The organism is Pseudomaricurvus sp. ABR4_320 (genome assembly GCF_056159445.1).
The window spans coordinates 12,914-38,385 of record NZ_JBSWVF010000002.1; the positions used below are offsets into that span (position 1 = coordinate 12,914).

Annotated in this window: 23 protein-coding genes; 14 read left to right on the forward strand and 9 right to left on the reverse strand. The window is 50.9% G+C overall.

The window, feature by feature from the left end:
* The first annotated feature begins 101 nt into the window (after positions 1 to 101).
* The 6 genes from ACXAFR_RS03340 to ACXAFR_RS03365 all read left to right on the forward strand — a co-directional run bounded on the left by ACXAFR_RS03340 (position 102) and on the right by ACXAFR_RS03365 (position 4,962).
* Positions 102 to 1,241, forward strand: a complete 1,140-nt coding sequence (locus tag ACXAFR_RS03340) for a sensor histidine kinase (protein ID WP_475173905.1) — start codon at positions 102 to 104, stop codon at positions 1,239 to 1,241.
* Positions 1,242 to 1,444: 203 nt separating this feature from the next.
* The gene (locus tag ACXAFR_RS03345; protein WP_475171932.1) at positions 1,445 to 2,560 is read left to right on the forward strand and encodes a pyridoxal-phosphate-dependent aminotransferase family protein; all 1,116 of its coding nucleotides are present in this window, start codon (positions 1,445 to 1,447) and stop codon (positions 2,558 to 2,560) included.
* A gap of 39 nt (positions 2,561 to 2,599) precedes the next feature.
* The gene (gene ppnP, locus ACXAFR_RS03350) at positions 2,600 to 2,914 is read left to right on the forward strand and encodes a pyrimidine/purine nucleoside phosphorylase (protein WP_475171933.1); all 315 of its coding nucleotides are present in this window, start codon (positions 2,600 to 2,602) and stop codon (positions 2,912 to 2,914) included.
* A gap of 45 nt (positions 2,915 to 2,959) precedes the next feature.
* On the forward strand, positions 2,960 to 3,565 hold the full coding sequence (locus ACXAFR_RS03355) for a flavin reductase family protein (protein ID WP_475171935.1): 606 nt from the start codon (positions 2,960 to 2,962) through the stop codon (positions 3,563 to 3,565).
* Positions 3,566 to 3,716: 151 nt separating this feature from the next.
* Positions 3,717 to 4,703: a permease gene (locus ACXAFR_RS03360; RefSeq protein WP_475171937.1), complete on the forward strand. Its 987-nt coding sequence runs from the start codon at positions 3,717 to 3,719 to the stop codon at positions 4,701 to 4,703.
* Between the two features lie 10 nt (positions 4,704 to 4,713).
* Positions 4,714 to 4,962, forward strand: coding sequence for a thioredoxin family protein (locus ACXAFR_RS03365; protein WP_475171939.1), 249 nt, complete (start codon positions 4,714 to 4,716; stop codon positions 4,960 to 4,962).
* A 40-nt stretch (positions 4,963 to 5,002) separates the two neighbouring features.
* Here ACXAFR_RS03365 and garD read toward each other — a convergent pair whose 3' ends face one another.
* The 5 genes from garD to ACXAFR_RS03390 all read right to left on the reverse strand — a co-directional run bounded on the left by garD (position 5,003) and on the right by ACXAFR_RS03390 (position 11,360).
* Positions 5,003 to 6,556 (reverse strand): galactarate dehydratase, encoded by a 1,554-nt coding sequence (gene garD, locus ACXAFR_RS03370; RefSeq protein WP_475171940.1) that lies wholly within the window; start codon positions 6,554 to 6,556, stop codon positions 5,003 to 5,005.
* Positions 6,543 to 7,919: an MFS transporter gene (locus ACXAFR_RS03375; protein ID WP_475171942.1), complete on the reverse strand. Its 1,377-nt coding sequence runs from the start codon at positions 7,917 to 7,919 to the stop codon at positions 6,543 to 6,545. The genes garD and ACXAFR_RS03375 overlap by 14 nt, the downstream gene beginning before the upstream one ends.
* Before the next feature lie 90 nt (positions 7,920 to 8,009).
* Positions 8,010 to 9,449, reverse strand: coding sequence for an aldehyde dehydrogenase family protein (locus ACXAFR_RS03380; protein ID WP_475171944.1), 1,440 nt, complete (start codon positions 9,447 to 9,449; stop codon positions 8,010 to 8,012).
* Between the two features lie 20 nt (positions 9,450 to 9,469).
* Complete coding sequence (kdgD, locus tag ACXAFR_RS03385; protein WP_475171946.1) at positions 9,470 to 10,378, reverse strand: 5-dehydro-4-deoxyglucarate dehydratase; 909 nt, start codon at positions 10,376 to 10,378, stop codon at positions 9,470 to 9,472.
* A gap of 241 nt (positions 10,379 to 10,619) precedes the next feature.
* A complete protein-coding gene (locus tag ACXAFR_RS03390; protein WP_475171948.1) occupies positions 10,620 to 11,360 on the reverse strand; it encodes a FadR/GntR family transcriptional regulator in 741 nt (246 codons plus the stop codon).
* Between the two features lie 200 nt (positions 11,361 to 11,560).
* Between ACXAFR_RS03390 and ACXAFR_RS03395 the strand changes: the two genes are divergently transcribed.
* The 3 genes from ACXAFR_RS03395 to ACXAFR_RS03405 all read left to right on the forward strand — a co-directional run bounded on the left by ACXAFR_RS03395 (position 11,561) and on the right by ACXAFR_RS03405 (position 17,092).
* Positions 11,561 to 12,934: a glycoside hydrolase family 28 protein gene (locus ACXAFR_RS03395; protein ID WP_475171950.1), complete on the forward strand. Its 1,374-nt coding sequence runs from the start codon at positions 11,561 to 11,563 to the stop codon at positions 12,932 to 12,934.
* A 112-nt stretch (positions 12,935 to 13,046) separates the two neighbouring features.
* On the forward strand, positions 13,047 to 15,743 hold the full coding sequence (locus tag ACXAFR_RS03400) for a TonB-dependent receptor (protein ID WP_475171954.1): 2,697 nt from the start codon (positions 13,047 to 13,049) through the stop codon (positions 15,741 to 15,743).
* Between the two features lie 134 nt (positions 15,744 to 15,877).
* A complete protein-coding gene (locus tag ACXAFR_RS03405) occupies positions 15,878 to 17,092 on the forward strand; it encodes a glycoside hydrolase family 88/105 protein (protein ID WP_475171956.1) in 1,215 nt (404 codons plus the stop codon).
* A 20-nt stretch (positions 17,093 to 17,112) separates the two neighbouring features.
* Here ACXAFR_RS03405 and ACXAFR_RS03410 read toward each other — a convergent pair whose 3' ends face one another.
* Positions 17,113 to 17,523: a PaaI family thioesterase gene (locus tag ACXAFR_RS03410; RefSeq protein ID WP_475171958.1), complete on the reverse strand. Its 411-nt coding sequence runs from the start codon at positions 17,521 to 17,523 to the stop codon at positions 17,113 to 17,115.
* An 808-nt stretch (positions 17,524 to 18,331) separates the two neighbouring features.
* Here ACXAFR_RS03410 and ACXAFR_RS03415 point away from each other — a divergent pair.
* The 4 genes from ACXAFR_RS03415 to ACXAFR_RS03430 all read left to right on the forward strand — a co-directional run bounded on the left by ACXAFR_RS03415 (position 18,332) and on the right by ACXAFR_RS03430 (position 21,558).
* Positions 18,332 to 19,606 (forward strand): putative DNA modification/repair radical SAM protein, encoded by a 1,275-nt coding sequence (locus tag ACXAFR_RS03415; RefSeq protein WP_475171960.1) that lies wholly within the window; start codon positions 18,332 to 18,334, stop codon positions 19,604 to 19,606.
* 2 nt (positions 19,607 to 19,608) lie between these two features.
* Complete coding sequence (locus ACXAFR_RS03420) at positions 19,609 to 20,466, forward strand: TIGR03915 family putative DNA repair protein (RefSeq protein ID WP_475171961.1); 858 nt, start codon at positions 19,609 to 19,611, stop codon at positions 20,464 to 20,466.
* An 88-nt stretch (positions 20,467 to 20,554) separates the two neighbouring features.
* A complete protein-coding gene (locus tag ACXAFR_RS03425; RefSeq protein WP_475171963.1) occupies positions 20,555 to 21,136 on the forward strand; it encodes a nucleoside deaminase in 582 nt (193 codons plus the stop codon).
* A 29-nt stretch (positions 21,137 to 21,165) separates the two neighbouring features.
* Entirely contained in the window at positions 21,166 to 21,558 is a 393-nt protein-coding gene (locus ACXAFR_RS03430) for a GFA family protein (protein ID WP_475171964.1), read from the forward strand.
* Between the two features lie 21 nt (positions 21,559 to 21,579).
* Here the strand turns inward: ACXAFR_RS03430 and ACXAFR_RS03435 are convergent, their stop codons facing one another.
* From ACXAFR_RS03435 to ACXAFR_RS03445, 3 genes are read right to left on the reverse strand one after another with little or no spacing between them, the layout of a single operon-like run.
* Positions 21,580 to 22,290, reverse strand: coding sequence for a putative quinol monooxygenase (locus ACXAFR_RS03435; RefSeq protein ID WP_475171965.1), 711 nt, complete (start codon positions 22,288 to 22,290; stop codon positions 21,580 to 21,582).
* Between the two features lie 25 nt (positions 22,291 to 22,315).
* The gene (locus tag ACXAFR_RS03440) at positions 22,316 to 23,422 is read right to left on the reverse strand and encodes an alkene reductase (RefSeq protein ID WP_475171967.1); all 1,107 of its coding nucleotides are present in this window, start codon (positions 23,420 to 23,422) and stop codon (positions 22,316 to 22,318) included.
* A 46-nt stretch (positions 23,423 to 23,468) separates the two neighbouring features.
* Entirely contained in the window at positions 23,469 to 24,419 is a 951-nt protein-coding gene (locus ACXAFR_RS03445; RefSeq protein ID WP_475171968.1) for an aldo/keto reductase, read from the reverse strand.
* 103 nt (positions 24,420 to 24,522) lie between these two features.
* On the opposite strand from ACXAFR_RS03445, the gene ACXAFR_RS03450 reads away from it, so the two are divergent.
* Complete coding sequence (locus ACXAFR_RS03450) at positions 24,523 to 25,437, forward strand: LysR family transcriptional regulator (protein ID WP_475171970.1); 915 nt, start codon at positions 24,523 to 24,525, stop codon at positions 25,435 to 25,437.
* Positions 25,438 to 25,472: the final 35 nt, after the last annotated feature.

Below are 25,472 nucleotides of genomic sequence, written 5' to 3' on the forward strand. Positions count from 1 at the left end.
GTTTTCGGATATTTCGGACATTCTTCCTTAACAGTATTATCAGTCTGTTTGTTGTTATTGTCTGTATCTGGTTTGTCTTCGAAAGCATGGAAGATGTTGTGATGAAAAGAGCAGCAAAAGATCACCTGCAATTGCTCCGCCAAGATCATAGCCGTCGTGAGACCAACTTATGGCAAACAAGCAGCTTTACGGTGTTTTTTCGTCCAAAAGATTCCCAATCTCAAGAGCTTCCTGACATCTTTCAAGAAAGCATACGGCGAAACACGGATGAATTTGAATGGCAAGGGAAGATGTTTGATCTGGCGACCTTCCATATGGAAGAAGGTACCTACTATATTGCGGAAGATGTGACCGATTTCGAGAGTCGGGAAAACCTTTTTGGCACAGCCCTGGCCGTTCTCTGTATCATCGTCATGGTTTTGAATTTTCTTCTGGCTGTTTTTGCAAATCGACAGCTTATTGGCCCTCTCAGACATCTGACGTTGCAGATTCGAAAATCTTCTCCGGGAACGCAACTGGAGCCAATTCGTATTGCCTATAAGGATGCTGAGCTAAAAGAAATCGCCGATGCTTTCAATGTGTTTATCGATGAGATCTCCGCATTTATCGAGCGTGAACGTGTCATGATCAGTCTCGCCGGGCACGAGCTAAAAACGCCCATCGCTGTAATATCGGGTGCGATTCAGGTTATTGAAAATCGTAACCAGCTGGGGGACGCCGATCGTAAAACCTTGGCCAGGGCAGACCTGGCGGTGCGCGAAATGCATGAAAATGTACAGGCGTTATTAACCTTGTATCGGCACTCTCGCGTTGAATCTTCCCGGGCGTCCGTCGCTTTGGATGAATTGTTGTTCGACTTGATGGATGAAACCGATTTTCTCGACCCGTCGCAAGCACAACGCATCAAAACAGAAATATCCTGCCCCGATATTGTCATCAATACCGATGCGGTAATGGCAAAACTTTTGTTTCGCAATTTGATTCGCAATGCCCTGCGTCATACTCATGGGCCGGTCTTGATTCGCTTGTTGCCTTCCTATCTCGACGTGCTGGACCAGGGCGCGGGATTGCCGAAGAATGTCACCCAATGGATTAGTGAGCGCAAGCCGGAACGGCCTCCAAGCCATGAGGGATTAGGGTTGTATCTTGTCACCTTGGCCAGCGAGCGGCTGGGGTGGTCTCTTTCTCGCGTTGAAGAATCTGACTGGAAAAACGGCTTGCGGGTGATGTTTCACTCGTAAGTTTCCTAAGACTGTGTCGCAGTCCTCGATTGAGGCTCAATGACGTAATCGAGCCTGTTCTCGGCAATCTCCCTCGAAACTTTGCCTGAATTGAAAAGCCCCGTATGATGTGCGCCGGTACTTTTTAAGTCACTCATCGTGACAAAGTGAACCTTTCAGCTGTTGTGTCTGCTCATTTTTTCGACAGTCGTCAAGGACATCCTATGATTACAAGTTTCAAGCCGCCCCTGCGCACATTGATGGGCCCGGGCCCTTCAGACGTTCACCCGAGAATTCTCGACGCACTCGCGCGACCCACCATCGGTCATTTGGATCCGGCTTTTATCGATTTGATGGACGAGATCAAAGCGCTCCTGCAATTTGCTTTCCAGACAGAAAATGCACTAACGCTGCCGATTTCCGCGCCTGGATCAGCGGGAATGGAAGCCTGTTTCGTCAATTTGGTCGAACCAGGAGACAAAGTCATTGTCTGCGTGAACGGGGTTTTCGGTCAGAGAATGATCGAAAATGTTACCCGCGCTGGTGGCGTGGCGGTGCGCGTTGATGATGCTTGGGGCAAAGCGGTAAGCCTAGATGCCGTGGAAGCTGCATTAAAAGCGAACGGTGATGCAAAGATCCTCGCGTTTGTACACGCTGAAACGTCTACAGGCGTTCAGTCCGATGCTCAGGCGCTTTGCGCGCTGGCCAAGGCGCATGACTGTCTGGTGATCATGGATACCGTTACCGGGTTGGGAGGCGTGCCGGTTCGTGTCGACGAGTGGGGTGCCGATGCCGTGTATTCCGGAACACAAAAATGCTTGTCCTGCCCCCCGGGGTTGTCGCCAGTCACGTTCAGCGAACGGGCTGCCGAGGTCATTCGTAATCGCAAATCGCCAGTGCAGAGCTGGTTTCTGGATATGAATCTGGTGATGGGGTATTGGGGGCCGGGCGCCAAGCGAGCTTACCACCATACCGCACCGGTTAACGCCTTATACGGTCTTCATGAATCATTGGTTATGTTGCAGGAAGAGGGGCTGGGTACGAGTTTCGCTCGTCATCGCGCGATGCATGAATCTCTGAAAGCCGGTTTGAGCAGCTTGGGTATAGAATTTGTCGTTGACGAAGCTGAGCGTCTGCCTCAGTTGAACTCTGTCTGGATTCCTGAGGGTATTGACGACGCGAGTGCGCGGGCGACGTTGCTCGACGAGTTTAATCTGGAAATCGGCGCGGGTCTCGGAGACTTTGCCGGTAAAGTCTGGCGCATTGGTTTGATGGGCTATTCCGCCCGGCAGGAAAACGTCGACTTGTGTGTGAAGGCCTTGGCGTCATTAATGAAATAACAGCGTGTAACGCTGAACGATGTAAAAGAGAGAGAATGTATGTCGCAATTTGAAAATGTCACAGTGATTCGTGAAGCCAATGTTTATTTCGATGGCAAGGTCACCAGTCGCGCGGTCGTTTTTGCCGATGGCACCAAGAAAACCCTGGGGATTATGTTGCCCGGTGACTACGAGTTTAATACGGACGCCAAAGAGCTGATGGAAATTTTGGCGGGTGAATTGGAAATTCAATTGGTGGGCGAAGAGTGGCGTAGTGTCGCCGCTGGTGACTCATTTGAAGTTCCTGCAAACTCCAGTTTCAAATTAAAAATCACCAAGGTGACGGACTACTGCTGCAGCTACCTGGCCAGCTAATTTAGTCGAGCCTTCCATCAGTCGTTGAACCATGAGAGAGAGTTTATGATTTTTGAAACCGATACCTTGAGTGGACAAGAGAATTATCGATTGCTGGTGGGAGGCATCACGCCTCGTCCGATTGCCTGGATCAGCACTCTTTCTGCTACGGGCGTGGCAAACCTGGCGCCATACTCGTTCTTTACTGTGGCCAGTTGTAATCCTCCGGTACTCAGTGTGACACAGGGGACACCGCGCACGGGTGGAGACAAAGACACGCTCACCAATTTGCTCGCGACAAAAGAGTGTGTGGTGCATATTGTGAGTGCGCCGCTGCTTGAGCCGATGAATCAGACCTGTGCTGCTTTACCACCGGATCACAGTGAAATTGATTTCGCCCAGCTCTCAACGCAGCCGAGTATGAGTGTGGCTCCTCCCTCTGTTGCCGATAGCGAAGTGCGCTACGAATGTCGTTTACGGGAAGTGGTTCGGATCAGCTCTCTGCCGGCCGGTGGCAGCCTGGTCTTACTGGATGTCGTTGCAGTTTATGTGTCCGATCGCATTTTTGTAGAGGGACAAATCGATCAAACCTTGCTCGATAGCTTGGGAAAAATGGGTGGCGATTATTACACCCGTACCAATGATCTTTTAGAGAAATCCCGTCCTGAATAGCTTTGTTGCTATTCTTTTGATAGCCGTCAATTCCTCAAGCGTTTCTGATGTCGAATCTGTTAGATAACCAGTACTCTTCTTAAGGAGGAGTGAGTGATTTAATTGATTCGCTCCGCCGTTTTCTCCTTGGATTCTCTTAGGGATTGTTCGCATGTTATCCCTGTTCGGTCAGTTCGCCTCTTGGCTAGTGTATTCCCAGCTTGGTCTAGAACCGGATACACGCTTGGGTTCTGCGCTGCATTTCTTTGTTGAAGACACCACCAAAATCTTTTTCCTGTTGGTGTTGATGATTTATATCATCGCGTTGCTACGAGCATCCTTGAATGTCGTTGCCGTTCGGGATTATTTGGCCGGTAAACCCCGTGCTGTTGGTTATGTCATGGGAAGTGTGCTCGGTGCGGTAACACCCTTTTGCTCCTGTTCCAGTATCCCGGTGTTTCTAGGGTTTACCTCTGCTGGAATTCCCGTGGGTATTACCATGGCGTTTTTGCTAACATCTCCGCTCATCAATGAGGTGGCAGTGATTTTGTTGTTAAGTCTTGTCGGCTGGCAAATTACATTGATCTATATCGCTTTGGGGCTCATCGTCGGGATTATCTGTGGTGCGATATTGGATGCTCTACACGCAGAGAAAAATATGGTGGGATTTGCCCAGAAAGCCTATGCAAAGGGTGCGACTCAACCTGTTGGGTCTCAACAACGTGAGTCTGTACTAACGCTAAGGGATCGCCACGAATTTGCCTGGCAGGAGTTAACGGATATCTTCTCTCGAGTCTGGAAGTGGGTCTTTATTGGGGTGGGCCTGGGAGCGGCATTGCACGGCTTTGTACCGGATCATTGGATTGAATCCTACTTGAGCGGAGGTAATTGGTGGTCCGTTCCCGCAGCCGTACTATTGGGAATCCCTCTCTATTCCAACGCCACCGGTGTGATTCCGGTGATGGAAAGTTTGATCGTAAAAGGTCTGCCGTTAGGTACCACTATCGCCTTTTGTATGAGTACTGTCGCGGCAAGCTTTCCGGAATTTATTCTGTTAAAGCAGGTGATGCATTGGAAATTACTCAGCTTGATTTTCATCATGCTGTTGATTTCCTTCACCGTAATCGGTTGGCTGCTAAACCTCAGTCTGATTTTTTAAGGAATGTACAATGAAAGACATTAAAGTTTTAGGGAGCGGTTGTAAAAAATGTGTCAAAACAGCTGAGCTAATTGAATCTCTGGCTCATCAAAAAGGTGTTGATATAACGGTCACAAAAGTGACCGATCCGGAGGTCATCATGCAATATGGGGTAATGAGCACGCCGGCGGTCGTTGTAGGCGAAAGCGTTGTTCACTCTGGGTCGATACCCACATCCAAAGACGTTCTAACCTGGCTATCGTCAGAATACTTAAGGTAATAACTGTGCAGGTTAAGCGACTGGTCTTTGCGCTAAACTGTTAAGTGATTGGGGCCGGATTAAACAGCGTCAAATCATTGTGCAATTGATGGGTTTCCGCCCACGTCTGTTTACGGCCACTGGCCACATCCAAATAGTAGTGGAAGAGTTCCCAGCCAAACTCTTCCAGCGTCGATTCGCCGCTGGCGATACGCCCGGCATCTACGTCCATTAAGTCCGGCCAGCGTTGTGCCAAATCACTGCGTGTCGCCACTTTAACCACCGGCACCATGGCCAATCCATAAGGGGTTCCGCGCCCTGTGGTAAACACATGTAAATTCATTCCTGCGGCCAATTGCAGGGTGCCGCAGACAAAATCGCTGGCCGGAGTTGCGCAGAATACCAGGCCTTTGGTGTCGGCTCGCTCGCCTGGTCCAAGTACGCCGCTGATGGCGCTGCTGCCGGATTTGACGATGGACCCCAGCGACTTTTCGACAATATTGGACAGGCCGCCAGATTTATTACCCGGAGTCGTATTGGCGCTACGGTCGGCTTGACCCTGTTGCAGGTAGCGATCATACCAATCCATTTCGCGCACAATCGCCTGCGCAATTTCTGGCGTCTTTGCACGGGATGTCAGCATATAAACGGCATCTCTGACTTCGGTCACTTCCGAAAAGAGTACCGTTGCGCCCGCCCTGACCAGCAGGTCCGCGGCGAAGCCGAGTCCGGGGTTGGCAGTAATGCCAGAGAAAGCATCACTGCCCCCACATTGCATGCCGAGGATAAGATCCGCAACCGGGCAGCTTTCTCTTCGTCGTTGATTCAGTAACGTCAGTCGGTCTTTTGCCAGTGACATGATCTGCTCGACCATATCGGTAAAGCCGAGATCCGATTCCTGCAGTCGGTAGAGCCAGCGTTCTTCCTCACCCAGGGCATAGTGTTCTGTATTCATGATCTGTTCCGGCTGCAGCTTTTCGCAGCCCAGCCCGATGACTAAGGCCTGCCCGCCAAAATTGGGATTGCGGGCAATATTTTGGACCGTGCGAATCGGAATATAGGCATCTCTGGCGTTGATGGCGACGCCGCAGCCATAACTGTGGGTGAGAGCGACCACATCATCGACATGGGGATAATCCGGCAGCAGCTCCTGCTTGATGCGTTTTACGGCGTGTTGCAAAACGCCGGCGACACATTGAACCGTCGTGGTAATACCGAGAATGTTACGAGTGCCGACACTGCCATCGGGATTGCGATAGCCTTCGAAGGTGTAGCCTTCCAAGGGGGCTGGATCTGCCGGTATTTGGTCGGCCAATGGCAGGCTATCCAATGCGGGGGCTGCGGGCATGTGCAATTGGTTTTCTTTTACCCAGCAGCCTGCTGGCAGATCCTCTTTGGCAAAGCCGATGGTTTGGCCGTAGCGGATCACTGGCGTGTCGGCAGGAATCATCTGTAGGGCGATTTTATGGCACTGAGGAACGGCTTCCTGTGCAATAAGTTCGTCGTCAAATTGCGCTCCGCTGGCGATGCCACCGCTGTTGACGATGACGCCCACATTGTCTTTCTCATTCAGGCGAATGTAGCGGGGCGATTCCGTATGTTTAATCAATTGCATGGGACGCCTTCAATCGGGTGGGCTGCTGAGTGGGTGTTTTATTATCTGAGCCGTCGTCATGTGGGAGTTCTACCCGGCGAATCTGGCCAACGATAAACAGGTAGGAACAAACGGCGATCACCGCATTGCCTGCAACGTACACCAGCGCCCATTCAAAAGAGCCGGTGGCATTTACGATGTAGCCAATGATGATCGGTGTGGTGATTGCCGCGACATTGCCAAACGCGTTGAAGATACCGCCGGAAAGCCCCGCGATTTGTTTGGAGGAGGTATCTGATACCACGGCCCAACCCAATGCACCGAGCCCTTTGCCGAAAAAGGCCAGCGCCATAAATCCGATAATCAGCCACTGGGTATTGACATAATTACAAGCCAGCATGCTGGTGGAAAGCAGCAGACCGGTCACAATCGGCAGTTTGCGGGCGACGCTCAGTGAATGGCCCCTGCGCAATAATGCATCGGAAATTACGCCACCCAGTATGCCGCCAATAAATCCACAGATCGCGGGCAGAGAGGCGAAGAAGCCAGCTTTCAGTATGGTCATATTGTGTTCTTTGACCAGATACACGGGGAACCAAGTCAAAAAGAAATAGGTGATGGCGTTGATGCAGTATTGTCCCAGGTAAACACCCAGTAGCATCCGATTCGACAGCAGAGTGCCAATGTGTTTCCAGGATGGCCCCTGTCCTTTTGCCGATGGGGTATCCATGTCTACGAGTCCGCCATTGCTTTCGATGTGCTGATACTCGGTCGCATGAATTCGGGGGTGCTCTTTAGGGCTGTAGATGGTGACGAGCCAAATGCCTGAGAAAATAATGCCCAGCAGTCCCATCAGAAAGAACACCGATTGCCAGCCCATGGTGTAAGTGACCCAGCCCATAATGGGGGCGAAGAGTACGGTGGCAAAGTATTGTGCGGAATTGAATATCGCTGACGCCGTGCCCCGTTCGGCCGTGGGAAACCACGCGGAAACAATACGCGCATTCCCAGGGAAAGACGGTGCTTCTGCCAGCCCAACCATCGCTCTTAAGAAAAACAGCAGCACGACCGCGTTGGCTGCACTCACATAACCGACGAACGACTGCAGCAAGGTGAAGAGCGACCAGGTAAAGATGCCGACGGCGTACACGCGTTTGGATCCGTAGCGATCCAGCAACCAGCCGCCGGGAATCTGGCCGATGACGTAAGCCCAGCCGAAAGCAGAAAAAATATAGCCCAGGCTGACGGCACTGATGCCCAGGTCGTCCTGAATGCTGGCCCCGGCGATGGACAGGGTTGCCCGGTCGGCGTAGTTGATGGTGGTAACCAGAAACAGCATAAGCAGGATCTGGTAGCGAACCTTCGTGGTTTTTTGCGTATCCATGATGTTGTCTTTATAGGTATCGATGCATGGCGATGTCTGTCGATCGGCGCGGGGTTACCAATCAAATATTCGGTTGCTGGCGTCTCGCCGTCAGCAGGCGCTGTAACTGGTTTTTACGGTGGTATAAAACTCCTTGGCGTAGCTGCCTTGTTCTCGCGATCCGTAAGATGAACCTTTGCAGCCGCCGAAAGGTACGTGGTAGTCCACTCCGGCCGTCGGCAGGTTCACCATGACCATCCCGGCGCGTGCGTGCTTGCGAAAGTGATTGGCGTATTTCAGCGATTGTGTCGCTATCCCGGCAGAAAGTCCAAACTCGGTATCATTGGCTAACGCGAGCGCTTCGTCATAGTCGGCCGCGCGAATCACGCTGGCCACGGGTCCAAAGACCTCCTCGCGATTGATACGCATATCCGGCGTGGTATCGGTAAAAAGTGCCGGTGCCATAAAAAATCCTTGGGTGTCCCGCTCCAGGTGCTCACCGCCAGTCACCAGCATTGCACCTTCATCGCGAGCGATGTTCAGGTAGGAGAGGTTTTGTTCCAGCTGAGCTTCTGAGGCGACGGGGCCGATATCGGTGGTCTCTGCGAGGGCGTGACCAACACGTATTTTTTGCAGGCGTGCCTGAATACCTTCGATAAACGCGGGATAAATTTTATCCGTCACAATCAAGCGGCTGGAGGCCGTGCAGCGTTGGCCAGTGGAATAAAACGCGCTTTGCACAGACAGCTCAATCGCTTTTTCCAGGTCGGCATCATCGAGAATGACTTGCGGATTTTTGCCGCCCATTTCCAGTTGCACCTTCGCTTGTCGTGCTACACATTGACGGGCGATGGCGCGTCCGGTTTTGACGCTGCCGGTAAAGCTGACACCGGCAACGTCCGAGTGGTTTACAAGGGTGTCGCCAACATCCCGACCTTTACCCATCACCAAATTGAAAACCCCTGCGGGCAATCCTGCCTGGCTGATGATCTCTGCCAGTGCCCAGGCGCAACCGGGGACCAGTTCGGCGGGCTTGATCACGACGCAGTTGCCGTAGGCGAGAGCGGGGGCAATCTTCCAGGCGGGGATGGCGATGGGAAAGTTCCACGGGGTGATTAAGCCCACGACGCCGATAGCTTCACGAGTAATATCGACGTCGACACCCGGCCTTACGGAGGGCAGGGTTTCACCGCTCAGTCTTAAGCATTCGCCTGCGAAAAACTTAAAGATGTTGCCCGCCCGTGCAACTTCGCCGATGGCTTCGCCAAGGGTTTTGCCTTCCTCGCGCGCCAGCAGTTTTCCCAATTCTTGTTTGCGGGCAAGAATGTCCGTACCGATTTTGTCGAGTGCGTCAGAGCGCATTTGTATATTGCTTTGCGACCAGGCGGGAAATGCCGCTTTCGCTGCGGCAACGGCGTCGTTAACCTGTGAGGCGTTTCCACTAGCGTAGTGACCGATGACTTCGCTGGTGTCAGAGGGGTTGATGTTTGCTGTGTAGTCACTGCTTTCGACCCAGCATCCGTTGATAAAGTGTTGGTGTGTTTGCGTCATTTGCCTTCTCCGTATTTGGGTTATTCGTCGAGAGTGCTGATTAACGAGGCGAGCATGTCCATCTCGTCGGCGTGCAAGTCGGTCAGTGGTGCGCGTACGGGGCCGGCATCGTGGCCGACCAGTTTGGCTCCGGCTTTAACAATACTGACGGCGTAGCCAGGGCAGCGATTGCGGATGGCGAGATAGGGTAGAAAAAAATCGTCGATCAAGGCATTAACGGTGTGCTCATCACCTTCGCTCAGTGCGCGGTAAAACGCCATCGCCGTTTTGGGAATAAAGTTAAATACCGCAGAGGAATAGACGGGAACGCCGAGTGCTTTGTAGGCTGCGGCATAAACTTCGGCGGTGGGCAATCCGCCGAGGTATGAAAAGCGATCACCCAGTCTGCGGCGAATGCTAACCATGGTTTCGATTTGGCCAACGCCGTCTTTGAAACCGATTAAATTGGGGCAGCGTTCTGCCAGTATTTCGAGGCTTTCCGCCGTTAGCTGACAGACATTGCGGTTGTAAACGATGACGCCGATGTCGACCGCATGACAGACGCCTGTCACATAGTTGATCAGACCTTCCTGACTGGCTTCGGTCAGATAGTGGGGGAGCAGCAACAAACCCTGTGCTCCAGAGTCTTCTGCCGCCCGCGCCTGCTGTTGTGCCAGGGGCAGTGGTCCGCCTGCACCTGCGATAATCGGCACTTGACCACGACAAGCCTGTACAGCGGTTTCGATAATACGGGGGTATTCTTCCTGGCCGAGGGAAAAGAATTCCCCTGTACCACCAGCCGCAAACAGTGCACTGGCGCCAAAGGGGGCTAGCCATTCCAGGCGTGCAGCATAGCCATCAGGATTGAAGGTGCCGCTGGCGTCAAAGTCTGTGACGGGAAATGAGAGCAGGCCCGAGCCTATGGTTTTTTTGAGTTCTGAAGGTGTCATGTGGTGATCTGTCCTGTCCTGAGGCCGAATAAATGTGCCGGAAACCGCCGATTTACCATGACAGCTTCCTGACGCCGGGCTGCTGACAACGGTTCTCTGTTCACAGGAGCGCCGCGCCTTTGGGAGGGGCGCTAAAGCGAGTATTCAGAGTTCCGCAAGGGATGAGTTATCGTTATCAGTCGTAATACATCGTACAACTGAGTCGATAGGTGGTCAAGTCGTCATGACCTCTTCAGGAATCTTAATGTTGGAGATTTTCTTTGGCGGCGGAATGCAGTGCGCGGTGGCGTTCTTTGCTGTTGGTGAGGTGAATGCGCATCGCTGCGCGAGCTGCGGCAGCGTCCTGGCGGGCGATCGCCATATAGATATCTTCGTGTTCCATGTTGAGTCGCACCAGATAGGCTTGTTGGTCGCCCTGGGGGAGGGTTGCACTTTTTAGGCGGGTGCGGGGAATGATAGATGTGCCCAGATGGTCGAGGATGTCTGTGAAATAACGATTGCCCGCGGCACGGGTGATTTGCTGGTGGAATGCGAAGTCCGAAGAGACGTTGTCATCCTGTTGTGAGTTTTCGCTGTAACGCAGCTGATCTAGCGCACTTTTCAAGTCTTTTAGCTGCTTTTCTGTCCTTCTTTCCGCGGCGAGGGCGGCGCACTCAACTTCCAGGCTGATGCGTAATTCCAGTATGGCGATCACATCTTCCAGGGTGGTGATGGTGGCTGGGTCGATGTTGAATTTTGCCTCTTTGTTGCAGGTGAGAACAAAGGTGCCAATACCGTGGCGAGTCTCAACGATGCCTGCAGCCTGCAGTTGTGAGATGGCCTCTCGAACGACTGTCCGGCTGACATTGTAGTCTTTCATGAGTGCCGATTCTGTCGGCAGTTTTTCGCCCGGTTTTACGCTTTCTGACTGAATAAGGGCGGTGAGTTGAGCGACCAGGTTTTGGGTTAGGTTGGGGGCGCGTTTGCGATTTGGTGGGGCCATTGGGAAAGATTCTTATTGATTAATTGGGAAATACCATTACCATAGTTGTACGATGACGTACGACAAATCTCTCAAGTCATTATATATTTCTGATTGTCGTATGTCCTCCGCAGTTTTTGGAATATCGATTTACCAGAGTCGTATTCGCGAAAACCAGCGACACAGTATTACCCGATAACACAATAATAAGAGTTACCTGCATGGACGTTTCGAAAATCAGTAAAGGCAGTGTTTTTGCGATCTGTTTGGTGTTGGGGCTTTTCTCTGTTGCGAGTGCGGCAGAGGAATCCCCGGTGACAGAAGAAGGCATTGTCGCAGCGATCGAGTTGCCGGAAATTCCTGATCGGGACTTCGCGGTTGCATCCTATGCCGATGAAGAAGCTTTGCGCGCGGATATCCGTCCAGCAATTTTGGCCGCCATTGATGCTGCCGTGGCAGCTGGCGGAGGGCGTGTGGTTATTCCCGCTGGCGAGTGGTTCAGCGGCGGTCCGATTCATCTGCAAAGCAAAATTGATCTACACCTCAGCGCCGGAGCGCATCTCACCTTTAGTCCGCATGTGGCCGACTATCTCCCCGTCGTTAAAACTCGTTGGGAGGGTACAGAGGTCTACGGTTATTCGCCGCTCATTTATGCTACCGGTGTCACTGATGTCGCAATCACCGGCGAAGGCATCATCGACGGCAATGAAAACAGTGAGTTTTTTGATTGGTATCCTAAAGAGAAGCCTGATCAGTTGGCGCTGCGCAAAATGGGCATTGAAGGGGTGCCGGTTGAACATCGTCAGTTTGGCGAGGGACACTTTTTGCGCCCCAGTCTTATCCAGTTTTTTGATGCTGAGCGCGTGCTGTTAGACGGTTATGAAGCTCGACATTCTCCGTTCTGGATAAATCACCTGGTTTATACCCGACATGCGACCGTGCGCAATTTGCGGGTCGACAGTCACCATTCAAATAACGACGGCATCGATGTTGATTCCAGCTCTTATGTGCTGATCGAAAACAATTTCTTTCGTACCGGCGACGACTCTGTTGTGGTGAAATCGGGGCGTGATGCGGATGGTCGAAACGTGGGGATCCCATCGGAATACGTTGTGATTCGCAAAAACGACATGGGCGGTGAAGATGGCATCGCATTGGGGAGTGAGATGTCCGGCGACATTCGCCACGTCTTCTTTACCGACAACATACTGCGAACCGGTGTTTCCGCCGTGCGTTTTAAAGCCAATTTGGACCGGGGCGGCGTGGTGGAGCACATTCGTGTGAAAGGCTTACAGGTTGAGTCTTTTCGGGATTTGTTTTGGTTTCAGTTGGATTATCCCGGTGAATTAGATGGACAGCACCCTTCCATTTATCGCGATATCGTCTTTGAAGATGTGAGGGTTGAAAAAGCGGGCACCTTTCTTGAAATACATGCCTCGGATGTCTATCCGGTGAAAGATCTCACCTTTAAGAATGTGACCGTCGACAGTGCTGAACGCACGTTGATTCTCGACAACGTAGAAAACCTGACATTTGATAATGTGATGATCAACGGTCAAAGCGTGAAGGGCTCTCTGGATTGGAAAACGCCATAAAGCCTCTTATTAAAATAGATATCGAGAAAAGAAATCCCCGTTAAACAGTAATAACTCGCAGCCACGACGCCGTCTTGGTTGCGAACGATAACACCTGTAGAGGATGCGCAAGATGAAAATAACTCTAAAAAGAACGCCCCTTTGGATCGCCGTATCGACAGTCGGTGCACTCGGGTCGCAAAGTGCCTTAGTTCAGGCTCAGGGCGGAGATACAATGGAAGAAGTTGTCGTTGAGGCCAGCTATCGTCAGAGTTTGGCCAAGGCGATTGATGCTAAGCGTGATGCGGCCAACTCCCGTGAAAGCATCATGGCAGAAGATATGGGTAAGATGCCTGATCTAAACCTGGCGGAATCACTCCAGCGTGTGCCAGGTGTGGCGATCTCTCGAGAGGGGGGCGAAGGGCGGCAAATTACCATTCGCGGCTTGGGGCCGGAATTTACCCGAACCACCTTGAACGGTATGGAGGTGCCTGCCAGCACTGATGGCTTGGATTCTTCGGGTGGCTTGAATGGCGGTCGGTCTTTCGACTTTAACGTGTTTGCCTCCGAGTTGTTTAACCGCATTGATATCCACAAAACGCCAACCGCGGCTGTTGAAGAGGGTGGGCTGGCGGGTACAGTCGATCTTTATACGGCCAAGCCTTTTGATGATCCGGGCTTCCATTCCGCCATGTCTGTCCAGGGAGGTTATAACGGCTTGACCGATGAATATGACCCGCGAGTCTCTCTTATGGTCAGTAATACCTTTGCAGACGATACCATCGGAGCCTTGTTTTCTATTGCCTCCACAGAGCGAAGTGTGCGACAGGAGGGATTTGGTACGGTACGTTGGGAGCGAGCCGATGGCTGGGCCGACACCAGCGGTACCAACGTGAATGGTGATTTTGCTGACGGATATACCCTGGATGACGCCTGGACACCAAGGCTGCCCCGTACCGATTATTTTGCCAACGAGCAGGATCGTTTGGGTGCGACAGCGTCCTTTCAAATTCGCCCAACCGATAAGTTAGAGTTCGGTTTGGATTTTGCGCACTCAAAATTTGAAAACACCCGTGAATCCTACAATTTTGATGCTCAATTCCGCAGCAATTATGGATCCATTACCCCGACAGACGTCACGCTAAACGACGCCGGCACAGATATCATCGCCGGTAATTTTAACGATGTTTTTCTGCGTACAGAAAGTCGTTTGACCGAATCGGAAACGGATTTCAACCAATATGTGTTTACGGGAACCTACGATATTACCGATGACGTCACCTTAAGTGGATTGCTGGGCTGGGCTGAGTCTGAATTTCGAGTAGAGCAGTACCGCTTTAATATCATTACCTCTGAAGCACAAACGTTCGGTTATGATTTCCAATCCAATGCCAATATCGCTGAGCTGACGTATGGCTACGACATCATGGATCCCAATTTCTATGAGTTTGCCGGGCCTACAATTCGTGCGAACGATGTTGACCGAGAAAACAAAACCGCAAAGGTTGACCTTGAAGTTCGTGGCGATACGTCGACCTTTCGCACTGGGGTCATTTATAACAATCGTGTTGTGGACTCGCTGGAATCCAATATTGTCGATCGCACCACGCCGGATTCGGTACTCGGCTTGACCCAGGGCGTTCCGGTCGATGATTTTGGTACAGGTCTAGGAGCACCGAACGGTTTTCCTAGGGATTTTCTCGTCAATAATTTTGGTGCGACCATTGATGCCTATCAATTGGGCAGCTGGGTTGAAGATGAAACCGCCGGTAATACTTGGCGTGTTGAAGAAGAAACGCTCGGCGCCTATTTTGAATTCGATGTGGAATCGGAATTGTTCGGTCGTGTTTTGCGGACCAATGCCGGTATCCGTGTGGTTGAGACTCGTGCAACGATGGAAGGGGCTGTTGCCGTAACGGATGGCTTTGTTCCGGTCACGGTTGAAAATTCCTACGTCGATGTTTTACCTTCGGTCAACTTTGTTTGGGAAATGACCGACGAACTGCAGTTGCGAATGAACATTGCCCGTAACATGTCGCGGCCCGGTTTGGGGAGCTTGTCTCCCACCTCATCCTATTCCGGCGTCAATGGAACCTTGTCTGGCGGCAATCCTGACTTGGATCCGATGCGTGCCGAGTCTGTGGATATCGGGGCTGAATGGTATTTCGATGAAGAGTCCCTGTTAGCCGGTACGTTTTTCTATAAAGACATCGAGAGTTTTATTGCCTCTGACACGGTGGAGCGAACACTGGATCCGATCTACGCCAATCTGGTTGTCAATGATGTGGATTACGATCCGAGCACCTGGGTGCCGGTTACCGATCCCTGGACGCACACTCAGCCAATCAACAATGATGGTGCCAAAGTCAAAGGGTTTGAATTGGCCTACCAGCAGCCTTTCCATTTTCTGCCCGCGCCTTTTAATAACATGGGCTTTACCGGTAACTATACCTGGGTGCAATCGGAGTCCGAGTATGGCACCGGTTCTGAAATCGTTACTGCGGATTTGATTGGGTTATCGGAAAACTCCTGGAATTTTACGTTGTATTATGAAACCGATGTGTATGGCGCGCGTTTCTCAATGAATGATCGCGATGACTACAACACCGAAGTGCCAGGGCGTAATGGTAATTCGATTGAGGCAACCTCGGGCACGACCCACATAGACTTCAGCGCGTTTTATAACCTGGACGAACACTTCACGCTGACGTTCGAGGCCATTAACATCACCGATGAAGAGGAGCGCCTGTACGTTGGCTCTGAAAACCGGGTGAGAGAATACAATCACACTGGGGCGCAATATTTCCTGGGCTTGCGAGCTGCGTTTTAGTCCTGGTTTCTAACCGAACTTCTCTCTTGGCACTATCAACGTCATTGCGATAGTGCCTTTTTTGGTTTTTAAGAGCGTTTTAATTAGTGGACGTGCAAGTCACTCATTCCAAGAAAATAACAAGGTTATCGATCATGTTCGAAAGGTTAAACCTATCCCGTTGGTTCTTATCCCTAGTGTTGATTTTGACTGTCTCAGGCGCCCGCGCCGACAGCGAGCTGGAGTGGGTCGAGCGAGTCGCCAATACCTCTATGGCGAGGAGCCCCGAGGCCTGGGCGATGCGTCCCCACAAGGGATTGACCGAACCTCAGTGGTCTTACACCTATGGATTGGTGTTGCTGGGTTTTGAACGGCTTTATCAAAAGACCGGGAATTCTGATTATTTGGATTACGTAAAAACCTACGTGGATGATTTGATTGATAAGGATGGAAACATCAAAGACTATATCATCTACGAATTCAATATCGACGATATTAACGCCGGTAAGCTGTTGTTCCTATTGTATGAAAAGTACGAAGATTCGCGTTATTTGACCGCGATGCAAAGCCTGCGTCGGCAGTTGGATTGGCAGCCGCGTACGCGTGAGGGCGGTTTCTGGCATAAGCGCATTTATCCCTGGCAGATGTGGCTGGATGGTTTGTATATGGGCTCCGCGTACTACGCGCAATACGCGGCAGCTTTTGAAGAGGGCGAACAACAGAGTGCGTCCTTTGATGATATCGCTCACCAATTTGAATTGATCGAAAAGAAAACGCTCGATGATAAGACCGGTTTGCTTTACCACGGTTGGGATGAATCCCGCTTGCAGGCTTGGGCCAATCCAGAATCGGGCTTGTCGCCACATTTTTGGTCAAGGGCAATGGGTTGGTATTTGATGGCATTGGTGGATACGTTGGAGGTCATGCCGAAAGAGCATCCTCGTTATGACAGCTTGCTGACTATATTTAAACGATTGGCAGATTCCGTTGAGGCGTTTCAGCAGCCTTCTGGCCTCTGGTTGCAGGTGACAGATCAAGTGGGGCGTAGCGGAAATTACGAAGAAGCCTCGGGCAGCGCCATGTTCGCCTATGCCTTTGCCAAAGGCGCGCGCCTGGAATATCTCGATGATGCCAAAGCCGAGTCTGCGCGTAAGGCGTTTAACGGACTTCAGCGCGATCTTTTGGAAGTCGATCCAAAAACTCAGCGAGTGCATTTAAATAACATCTGTGGCAGTGCGGGCTTGGGGGGTGATCCCTATCGCTCTGGCAGCTTTGAATACTACATTGGTGAGGCGGTTGTGGTGGATGATGCCCACGGAATCGGCCCCTTTATATTGGCGGGATTAGAAATCGATAAGCTTGGAAAATAGGAGGGAAGGGCGATGGTCTCTTAGCTTCTGTTGGGGGGTATGGAATAGGTGCCCACCACGTGAGCGACGGGCCTGTCGTCACCTTCTGAATACAGATTGACGTCGCCGACCACCAGCGATCTGCCGACCTTCAGCAGTGTGCACTCGCCGATAATGGCCGCTTCTGCTGAGGGTTTGCGAAGAAAATTAATGCTCAAATTGGTTGTCACGGTCAGTGGCTCAATACCAATCTCCCCAAGAATAGCCACATAGAGTGCCACATCGGCAATAGCCATCAATACCGGCCCAGAGACTGTGCCACCGGGTCTTAACTCGGCGTGTCCGATCTCGTGTCGAACTGTTGCTTTTTGCTCACCTACGTGGATGATCGTGCACTTGGTTTGAGGGAACTCCTCTCGTAAAAATTCTGAAAGTTGATCTTTGGTAACCATCGTGGGCACTCCTTGTGGAGGAAGGGTAGGGTTAAAGTCTCGAGGTTGCAGTGGCCTAGAATACTGTTGCGAGTAAACACTGACAAACCAAATAGGAACATTGTTTGATTGTGGATAAGCCCCTCATGGGAACGTTTGGAGGCTAAGATGTGACAGAACGCTGGGCTGCAGCAACATTAATTAAACTTTGTTCATGGCTAAATTCCGGATGCAGCAATTATCGAAAAGCCAAAATACAGTGCTGCGATCGCAAGGAGCCGTAACCACCACCCGTAAAATCGTTTACACACGAGGTTGACGAAGAACAACAGAGAGCTACCCATTCCGGCGAGTAGAAGTAAGCTTATGATAATGGCTCCGGGCTCTCCACCGTAAAAATACTGGTGAACGACACCCGGTATATATTTCCAAAAAAATACTTCTATCAACAATGTTGTTACGCTTAGCAGGCCTAGAATTAATCCTGTAATTTCTATTTTTAGCCACATGCTTTTTGCTTTTCAGTGCCGTTAGTACATATTGAGGGTGGGCGGGTGATAAGGTGTATCGCCGTTTATGGCGTCTGCATCTATTTGTCTTCTAAAGTTTTGAAATTTCAATTTCATGGTCGTTTGAAGTAAGTCTTAAAATCAGGTGGGCTGCTTCTACGGGAGCGTGGCATCTGAGGTGATTTCTCGGAGGCCTTATCATACCTTGTTGGCACTTCGATCTCTCGTTGATATACTGTTTATATTTACAGTATAGTGTTTGGCTGTTCTTGTGCGCCGAGCATTAAACCGTCACCAGCTAGAGGTCTGCTTTGTCGCGTATGATGTCTCCTCTCGACACTCTTCATCGCAAACTCGCCATTCTGGCGGATGCCGCCAAGTATGATGCATCCTGTGCCAGCAGTGGTTCCATCAAGCGCCACTCCAAGGGGGGGCGTGGTGTTGGGTCGACTTCTGGCGGTATGGGAATCTGTCACAGCTATGCCCCGGATGGGCGCTGTATCTCTCTGCTGAAAATACTACTGACCAATTTCTGTGTCTACGATTGCCACTATTGTGTCAATCGCTTGTCTAGCCCGGTTAAGCGCGCCAGGTTCAGTGCAGAGGAAGTCGTTAAGATCACGCTGGATTTCTACCGTCGCAATTATATTGAAGGGCTGTTTTTAAGTTCTGGCATCATACAGTCGTCTGATTACACCATGGAGCAGTTGGTTCGGGTGGCCAAGTCTCTACGGCTGGATCACGATTTCCGCGGATACATTCACTTGAAGACCATTCCCGAAGCCAGTCCGGAACTTTTGCAGGAGGCGGGGCTCTACGCCGATCGCCTCAGTATCAATATTGAGTTGCCCTCGGAGGAGTCACTGGTTCGTCTGGCGCCGGAGAAGACGCGAGGGACCATGTTGCATTCGATGGCAACGCTTAAAGAACACATTGATGAGTCGAAGGAGGCGAGGGCGCAACGGCAGATAGTTTCCAATCAGCGATCCAAATCAAAGCCGCGTATTTATTCTCCTGCGGGGCAAAGTACACAGATGATTGTTGGTGCGGATTCGAGTGATGACGCCAACATACTGACGTTGTCGAATCGGCTCTATAGCACCTATCAAATGCGACGAGTGTATTATTCTGCGTTCAGTCCAATTCCTCATTCGGCGGCACAGTTGCCATCTAAGTCACCGCCGTTGATCCGTGAGCATCGCCTCTATCAGGCGGATTGGTTGCTGCGGTTTTACGGCTTTTCTGTAACTGAGGTGACGCAGGGCGCGACTCAGCGAGGTATGCTGGATTTGTCCATTGATCCCAAGTTGGCCTGGGCGTTGGCGCATCGAGACTGTTTTCCGGTGAATGTCAATCGAGCAAGCCGGGAACAGTTACTGCGGGTGCCAGGTATCGGCACCCGAGGCGCGCAGCGTATCGTGGAAACGCGGCGGTTTCGATCTTTACGCTTGCAGGATTTGAAGTCATTGGGGGCATCGCTAAAGAAAGTTGCTCCATTTGTGGAAACGTCTGATTACAACCCGGCGACTCGACAGCTCGATCAACAAAACTTACGTGATCGATTTTTGGAACCCGTACAAATGGGGCTCTTTTAGCCATGCTACACATTGCCGTGGAGAGCTTTTCTGATTGGCGGCGGCAGGCTCGACAGTTTTTGCAACGCAAGGTTGACCCGGCGTCTGTGAGTTGGACGCCTGCAGGCGAATCGGGCCAGCAGCAGGGGTTGATGTTTGCGGGGGATGAGCTGGAGGCTTTTCCCGTTGTCAATGAGCAACCCTGTATCCCTGTCGAATTTTTAGGGTTGGCCGAGCGAGTCGCCTGTTTTCGATCAGACGATCGCTGGGCCTTGTTGTATCGGTTGGCGTGGCGGTTGGTGTATGAAAATCGACGTTTGTTGAGTGATGAGTTGGACAAAGATACCTCCCTTTGCTTGAGTCGATCTAAAACCATTGCCCGTGATGTCCACAAAATGCACGCGTTCGTCCGTTTTAAAGAGGTCTCGGTTGATGATGGTGAGTCTTTGTTTTTGGCGTGGTTTGAGCCAGCCCACGATATTGTTGAAAGAGCCAGTGATTTTTTTGTAAAGCGATTTCACAATATGCATTGGTCGATTTTAACACCCTCGGTCTGTGTTCATTGGCATCGACAAGAATTGTTGTTTACTCCCGGATGCAGCAGCCCTCCCGAGATTGACGATGAGATAGAGGGTTTGTGGTTAAATTACTATCAGAGCATTTTTAATCCAGCTCGTCTTAAGGTCGACGCCATGTGTGCAGAAATGCCTAAGAAGTATTGGCGAAACCTGCCAGAATCCCGCTTGATTCCCGGATTGATTTCGTCTGCGAGCCGACAGACGAAACAGATGATTGACGCAAAGGTCGTCCAGGAAACCCATAAATTAAAGCTGCAAAAACGCTCGCTTCAGGTACACCGTCCTCCCTCAACGTCTCGGTGAGCTGCAGTACAGCGGTGAATGACGTACTATGGATTTTGGCGCGATAACGCCGGTTGATCAGTGGTTTGAAAGAGGGGGGATTTCGCCGATGGCGGATACAAAGGGTATTTCTCGTCGGGCGCTTTGTCAGCAGTCTTCGTTGGCTTTGACGTTTGGGGCTGTTTTAACAGCGGTTGGCGCTGTGGCGGATAACGCGTCGCCATCTCGAGCTCAGATGATTCTAAATCTTCGTAAAGCTAACGATGTGGCGCGAGACGCTATGGCTGAGGGCCATCATCCTTTTGGTGCTATTCTGGTTGCTTCGGATCACAAAACAATACTGATGGAGCAGGGCAATATCGATAGCGTCAATCACGCAGAGTCTACCCTGGCTCGGCGAGCAGCCGAAAAATACAGCCCGGAAGCATTGTGGAGTATGACGCTCTATTCAACGGCGGAGCCTTGCGCAATGTGCGCGGGTACTCAATACTGGGCGAATATTGGCCGTCTGGTGTATGGTATGTCGGAGCGGCAGTTGCTCGACCTCACTGGCAACAGCCAAGAAAATCCAACCATGGATATACCGAGCCGCTACATTTTTGAACACAGCCAGAAGTCGATATCCGTGGCTGGCCCCTTTCCTGAAGTGGCGGAAGAAATTGCTGCTTTGCACCGAGATTTTTGGCGTTAAAGAACAACAATGTCAGGAGGGAGATTGACATGCTGACAGGACACTGTGGATGCGGACGAGTGGAGTGGCACGTCTCTTCGAAACCGAAAACGGCCACGGCATGCAACTGTTCTATCTGTCGTCGCTATGGCGTTTTGTGGGGGTATGGCTACGAAAATGAAGGCATCACGGTAACAGGCCCAACCAGATCCTACATTCGCGATACCTATATTGAGTTTCACTTCTGTGAGACCTGTGGTTGTGTCGCATACTGGCGAAGCCAGGTGGAAGAGCCTGATGGCCGTCTGCGCATCGCTGTCAATTTGCGATTGGTGCAGGATTACAACGATGTTGCCGATATCCCTATCCAGCATTTTGACGGCCTGGATCGCTTCGAATCTTTACCTCTGGATGGGCGCAAAGTTTCCGATTATTGGTTTTAGTCGCTGCGCAGCCATGTTAGCTCAAGAAGCGTCTACTAAGAGTAATCGGGAAGCTTCAATCGGTTCAGCGAGCGCTGTGTTCAGAACATTTACCAAGGGTTTGTTGTAACTTTGCTCGAGATGTTTTTCATGGTATGCGACAGAGACCCAACGCTCAAACACGACGAACGCATTTGGATTATCTTTGTCTTGGTAGACATCGTAGCGCAGGTTACCTTCCGCGCCGCGAGATGGTGCCACGACGTCGAGCAGTGCTTGTTTGAGTGCTTCTCGTTGTTCTGGTTTCGCATATAGTGTCACGATAACGTTGCGCGTACCGTCAGGGACGCTGTTGGGTTCTTCACCTTCTGTCAGCTTTGTCAGTCGGACACTTTTTTCGGCTGAACCTGGTGTCATTGCGTTGCCTGCGGCGTCAATCACACCTTCAAGGTGTGCGGTTTTCATGTGAGCTTCCAGGGCTGCAGCACTTTGCCATTGTTCGAACAAATATATGGTTGGTTCGCCAGTTTCCTTACGAAAGACATCAAATGAAATATTGCCAGCTTCCTGCCGAGATTCTTGGGCGTTGTGTCGCATTATGGGTAAAAAGCTGGCGAGCGAGCTTTCTTGCACTGGCAGGGTGTTAAACATATAAACATTGTCATCGGCATGGGTCTTTTCACCAATTGCAAACAGTAAACCACCGAGCGCTGCCAGGGTGGTGAATAACGAATTTTGACGTATCTGTAACATTCGAAACTCCATGAATAAGGATAGATTATTGGCCTGTGTCAGCCCGAGGATAATCGGTGTAACCTTCATCACCTCCACCGTATAAGAACTCATCTCGAATGGGGGTGAGCGATAGGCTTTCCAGCAAGCGATAGGGAAGATCTGGATTGGCAATAAACGGTCGGCCGAAAGCAACCAAGTCTGCGTAACCTAAATTGAGAACCCAGTCGGCACGTTCGCGAGTGTAGTTGCCAGCAACGATGATCAGATTGGGGTATATTGTTCTAGCTAGGGCGCGAAACTCTTCAGGAACTTCGGGTTCAGCGTCCCAATCAACCTCGGCAAAATGTACATAGCCGATGTCGAGATCGGCCATTTTTTGTATGGCAAGAAGAACGGTTTCCGGCGTATCCGGGTCATCCATTCCTCGTGCCTGATTATGTGGGGCAAAACGCACGCCGATACGGTGCGGAGAAATTTTTTCTGCGAGACGCTCAAGAATCTCGCTCACGAAACGAACTCGGTTCGCGGGGCTGCCGCCGTACTCATCGTCACGCTGGTTAGAGCTCTTACGCAGAAATTGGTCGATCAGATAACCGTTGCCACCATGTAATTCAACGCCATCAAAACCGGCGTCTATGGCATTGATGGCAGCCTGTACAAAATTATCTTGGACTCGGTGTATTTCCTTGAGCGTCATAGCGCGAGGTGGTGTGCAAGCGTGATTGGCGCCGCCATTGCCGTCTTCATTTGCAATCCATACACCGGTTCCTGCAGGAACGGGAATCGCTGAAGGTGCGATTGGCGCTTTTCCATCGTGAAAGTCTGCGTGAGACATTCTTCCTGTGTGCCAGAGCTGCAAAAAAATCTGGCCTCCGTTTGCATGCACTGACTCAGTGACTTTGCGCCATCCGTCGATTTGAGCTTTTGTGTGGATGCCTGGCGTGAAGGAATATCCTTGAGCATCCGCAGAAACCTGAGTGGCTTCTGCGATCATGAGCCCGGCATCGGTTCGCTGGCCGTAGTATTCCGCCATTTGAGCCGTGGGCACATTGCCTGGTTGAGCAGACCGACAGCGGGTCATGGGTGGTAAGACGACCCGATTTTTAAACTGTAATTCGCCGAATTCAAAGGCTTCAAAAAGAGACTTCATTGAGTGGCTCCAAAATTTATTACAAGGTGTTTCGTGTTGCTAACGCTCATTCGTCACTGGCGTTATCCAGTTCCCTGATATCTTCTGGACTTAATGGCAGTTGTATCGCGGCCACCAGTTGTTCGAGTTGGGCTGTCGACGTTGCACTGGCGATGGGCGCGGTGATGAGTGGTCTTTGGATGATCCAAGCAATGGCTATGGTTGCGGCAGAGACGTTATGGCGCTCGGAAACGTTATTAAGTGCGGCAACAATTTTTTTTCCTCTGGGGGACATATAATCCCGTAGAAAATCTTTACGACCGGATTTTTCGATGTCTTCCTCGGAGCGATATTTCCCTGTAAGAAAGCCACTGGCCAACGAAAAGTAGGTGACGACCCCTAGGCCGAATTCCTGACAAACATCTCGCAAACCGTTTTCGAATTCACTCCGGTCATACAGGTTATAACGCGGTTGATGAGCGATAAATTCCGGCAAACCTTTGTCTCGGGCGTATTGAAGAATGGCGGCGAGACGTTCCGGGCTGTAGTTGGATGAGGCTATATATTTGGCTTTGCCGCTTTCTAGTACTTCCTGGAAGGCTTCGAGAGTTTCGCCGAACGGCGTTTCAGGATCATCTTTGTGCGCGTAAAATACGTCGACATAATCGGTTTGTAGGCGCTCTAAGCTTCCGTCAATGCCTTCAAGAATGTGCTTTTTGGATAGCCCTTTTTGACCGCTCGGTAACGCCATACCCACTTTGGAGGCAAGTATGATCTTGTCCCGTTTTCCGGTCTCTGCCAGCCATTTTCCGATCATTCGTTCAGATTCGCCGCCGGAATTTCCCGGGGCCCAGGCAGAGTAGACGTCGGCGGTATCAATCATGGTGATGCCTTTGTTGATACACGCGTCTAACAGCTCAAACGATTTATCGCGATCGGTGGTCCAGCCGAAGATGTTGCCGCCAAATGCCAGTGGAGCCATGGTGATATCGGAATTTCCCAATGAGACAGTTTTCATTGTCAATCTCCTTAGTCAGTATTGCTTTCTCACTAAGATACGTTGTTAATAGAGAATGTATAATGTGTTTATTTACTAACTCAGTATTTGGTTATGTTTGATAATGATGGAGTATCTATCCGACCTGCGGTTGTTTCGGGAAATCTGCAAAACGTTGAATTTTCGACAAGCAGGAGAAAAGCTGGGCTATTCACCTGCTGTTGTTAGCATGAGAGTCAAGCGACTGGAAACCGTCACAGGTAAAACTCTGTTGCTGCGCTCTACCCGTCAGATAACGGTAACGGAAGAAGGTCGGGAGTTGTTGGCGCTGGCGGAAAAGACCTTAGATCTGGCGGAGCTTATGACTTCTCCGCGTGAGCCAATGCTGGCGCCAGAATCTCTTAAGGGACATGTAAGAATCTGTGCTCCCCATTCTTTTGCGCGGGTGTTTTTGGTTAATCCCATTGCTGAAATCCAGCGTTGTTGCCCTCATTTAACTCTTGAGTTGTTGTTAGAGGACAACATCACGCATCTCGTAGAAGCAGGAATTGATATTTCGTTTCGGGTTGGCGGTGAGGGAGAAGCCGGTACGAACTGCCAGGATTTACTCGATGATAAAAGAATACTTTTGGCGAGCCCCAGTTACTTGGAGAACAATGGCTTGCCTATTGTTCCGGCAGATATTGAACGCCATCAGTGTCTTTCCTACACAGGTATGAAGCAGTGGTCGCTTGAGAGCACAGATGATAAGCAGCGGATAGAATTGACCCAGGTGTTATTTTGCAATACCGGTGATTATCTTACTCAATTGGCGGTTGCCGGTGTGGGAATTACAGCAAAATCAGAATGGTCTGTTGCCGATTCAATTGCCGCTGGAAAGCTACAACGAGTTTTGCCTGCTTATTCCCTCGGGCCAGTGCACAAAGTTTGGGTATTGACGCCAAAACGAGATGTGACACCAGTCCGTGTTCGCTGGGTATTGGACAAATTAAAACAGCATATTGCTCATACTCATGACGTTATGGGGCTGGATTATTAATAGAGGATCACTATGCTTGCCAATCTAAATTGCAA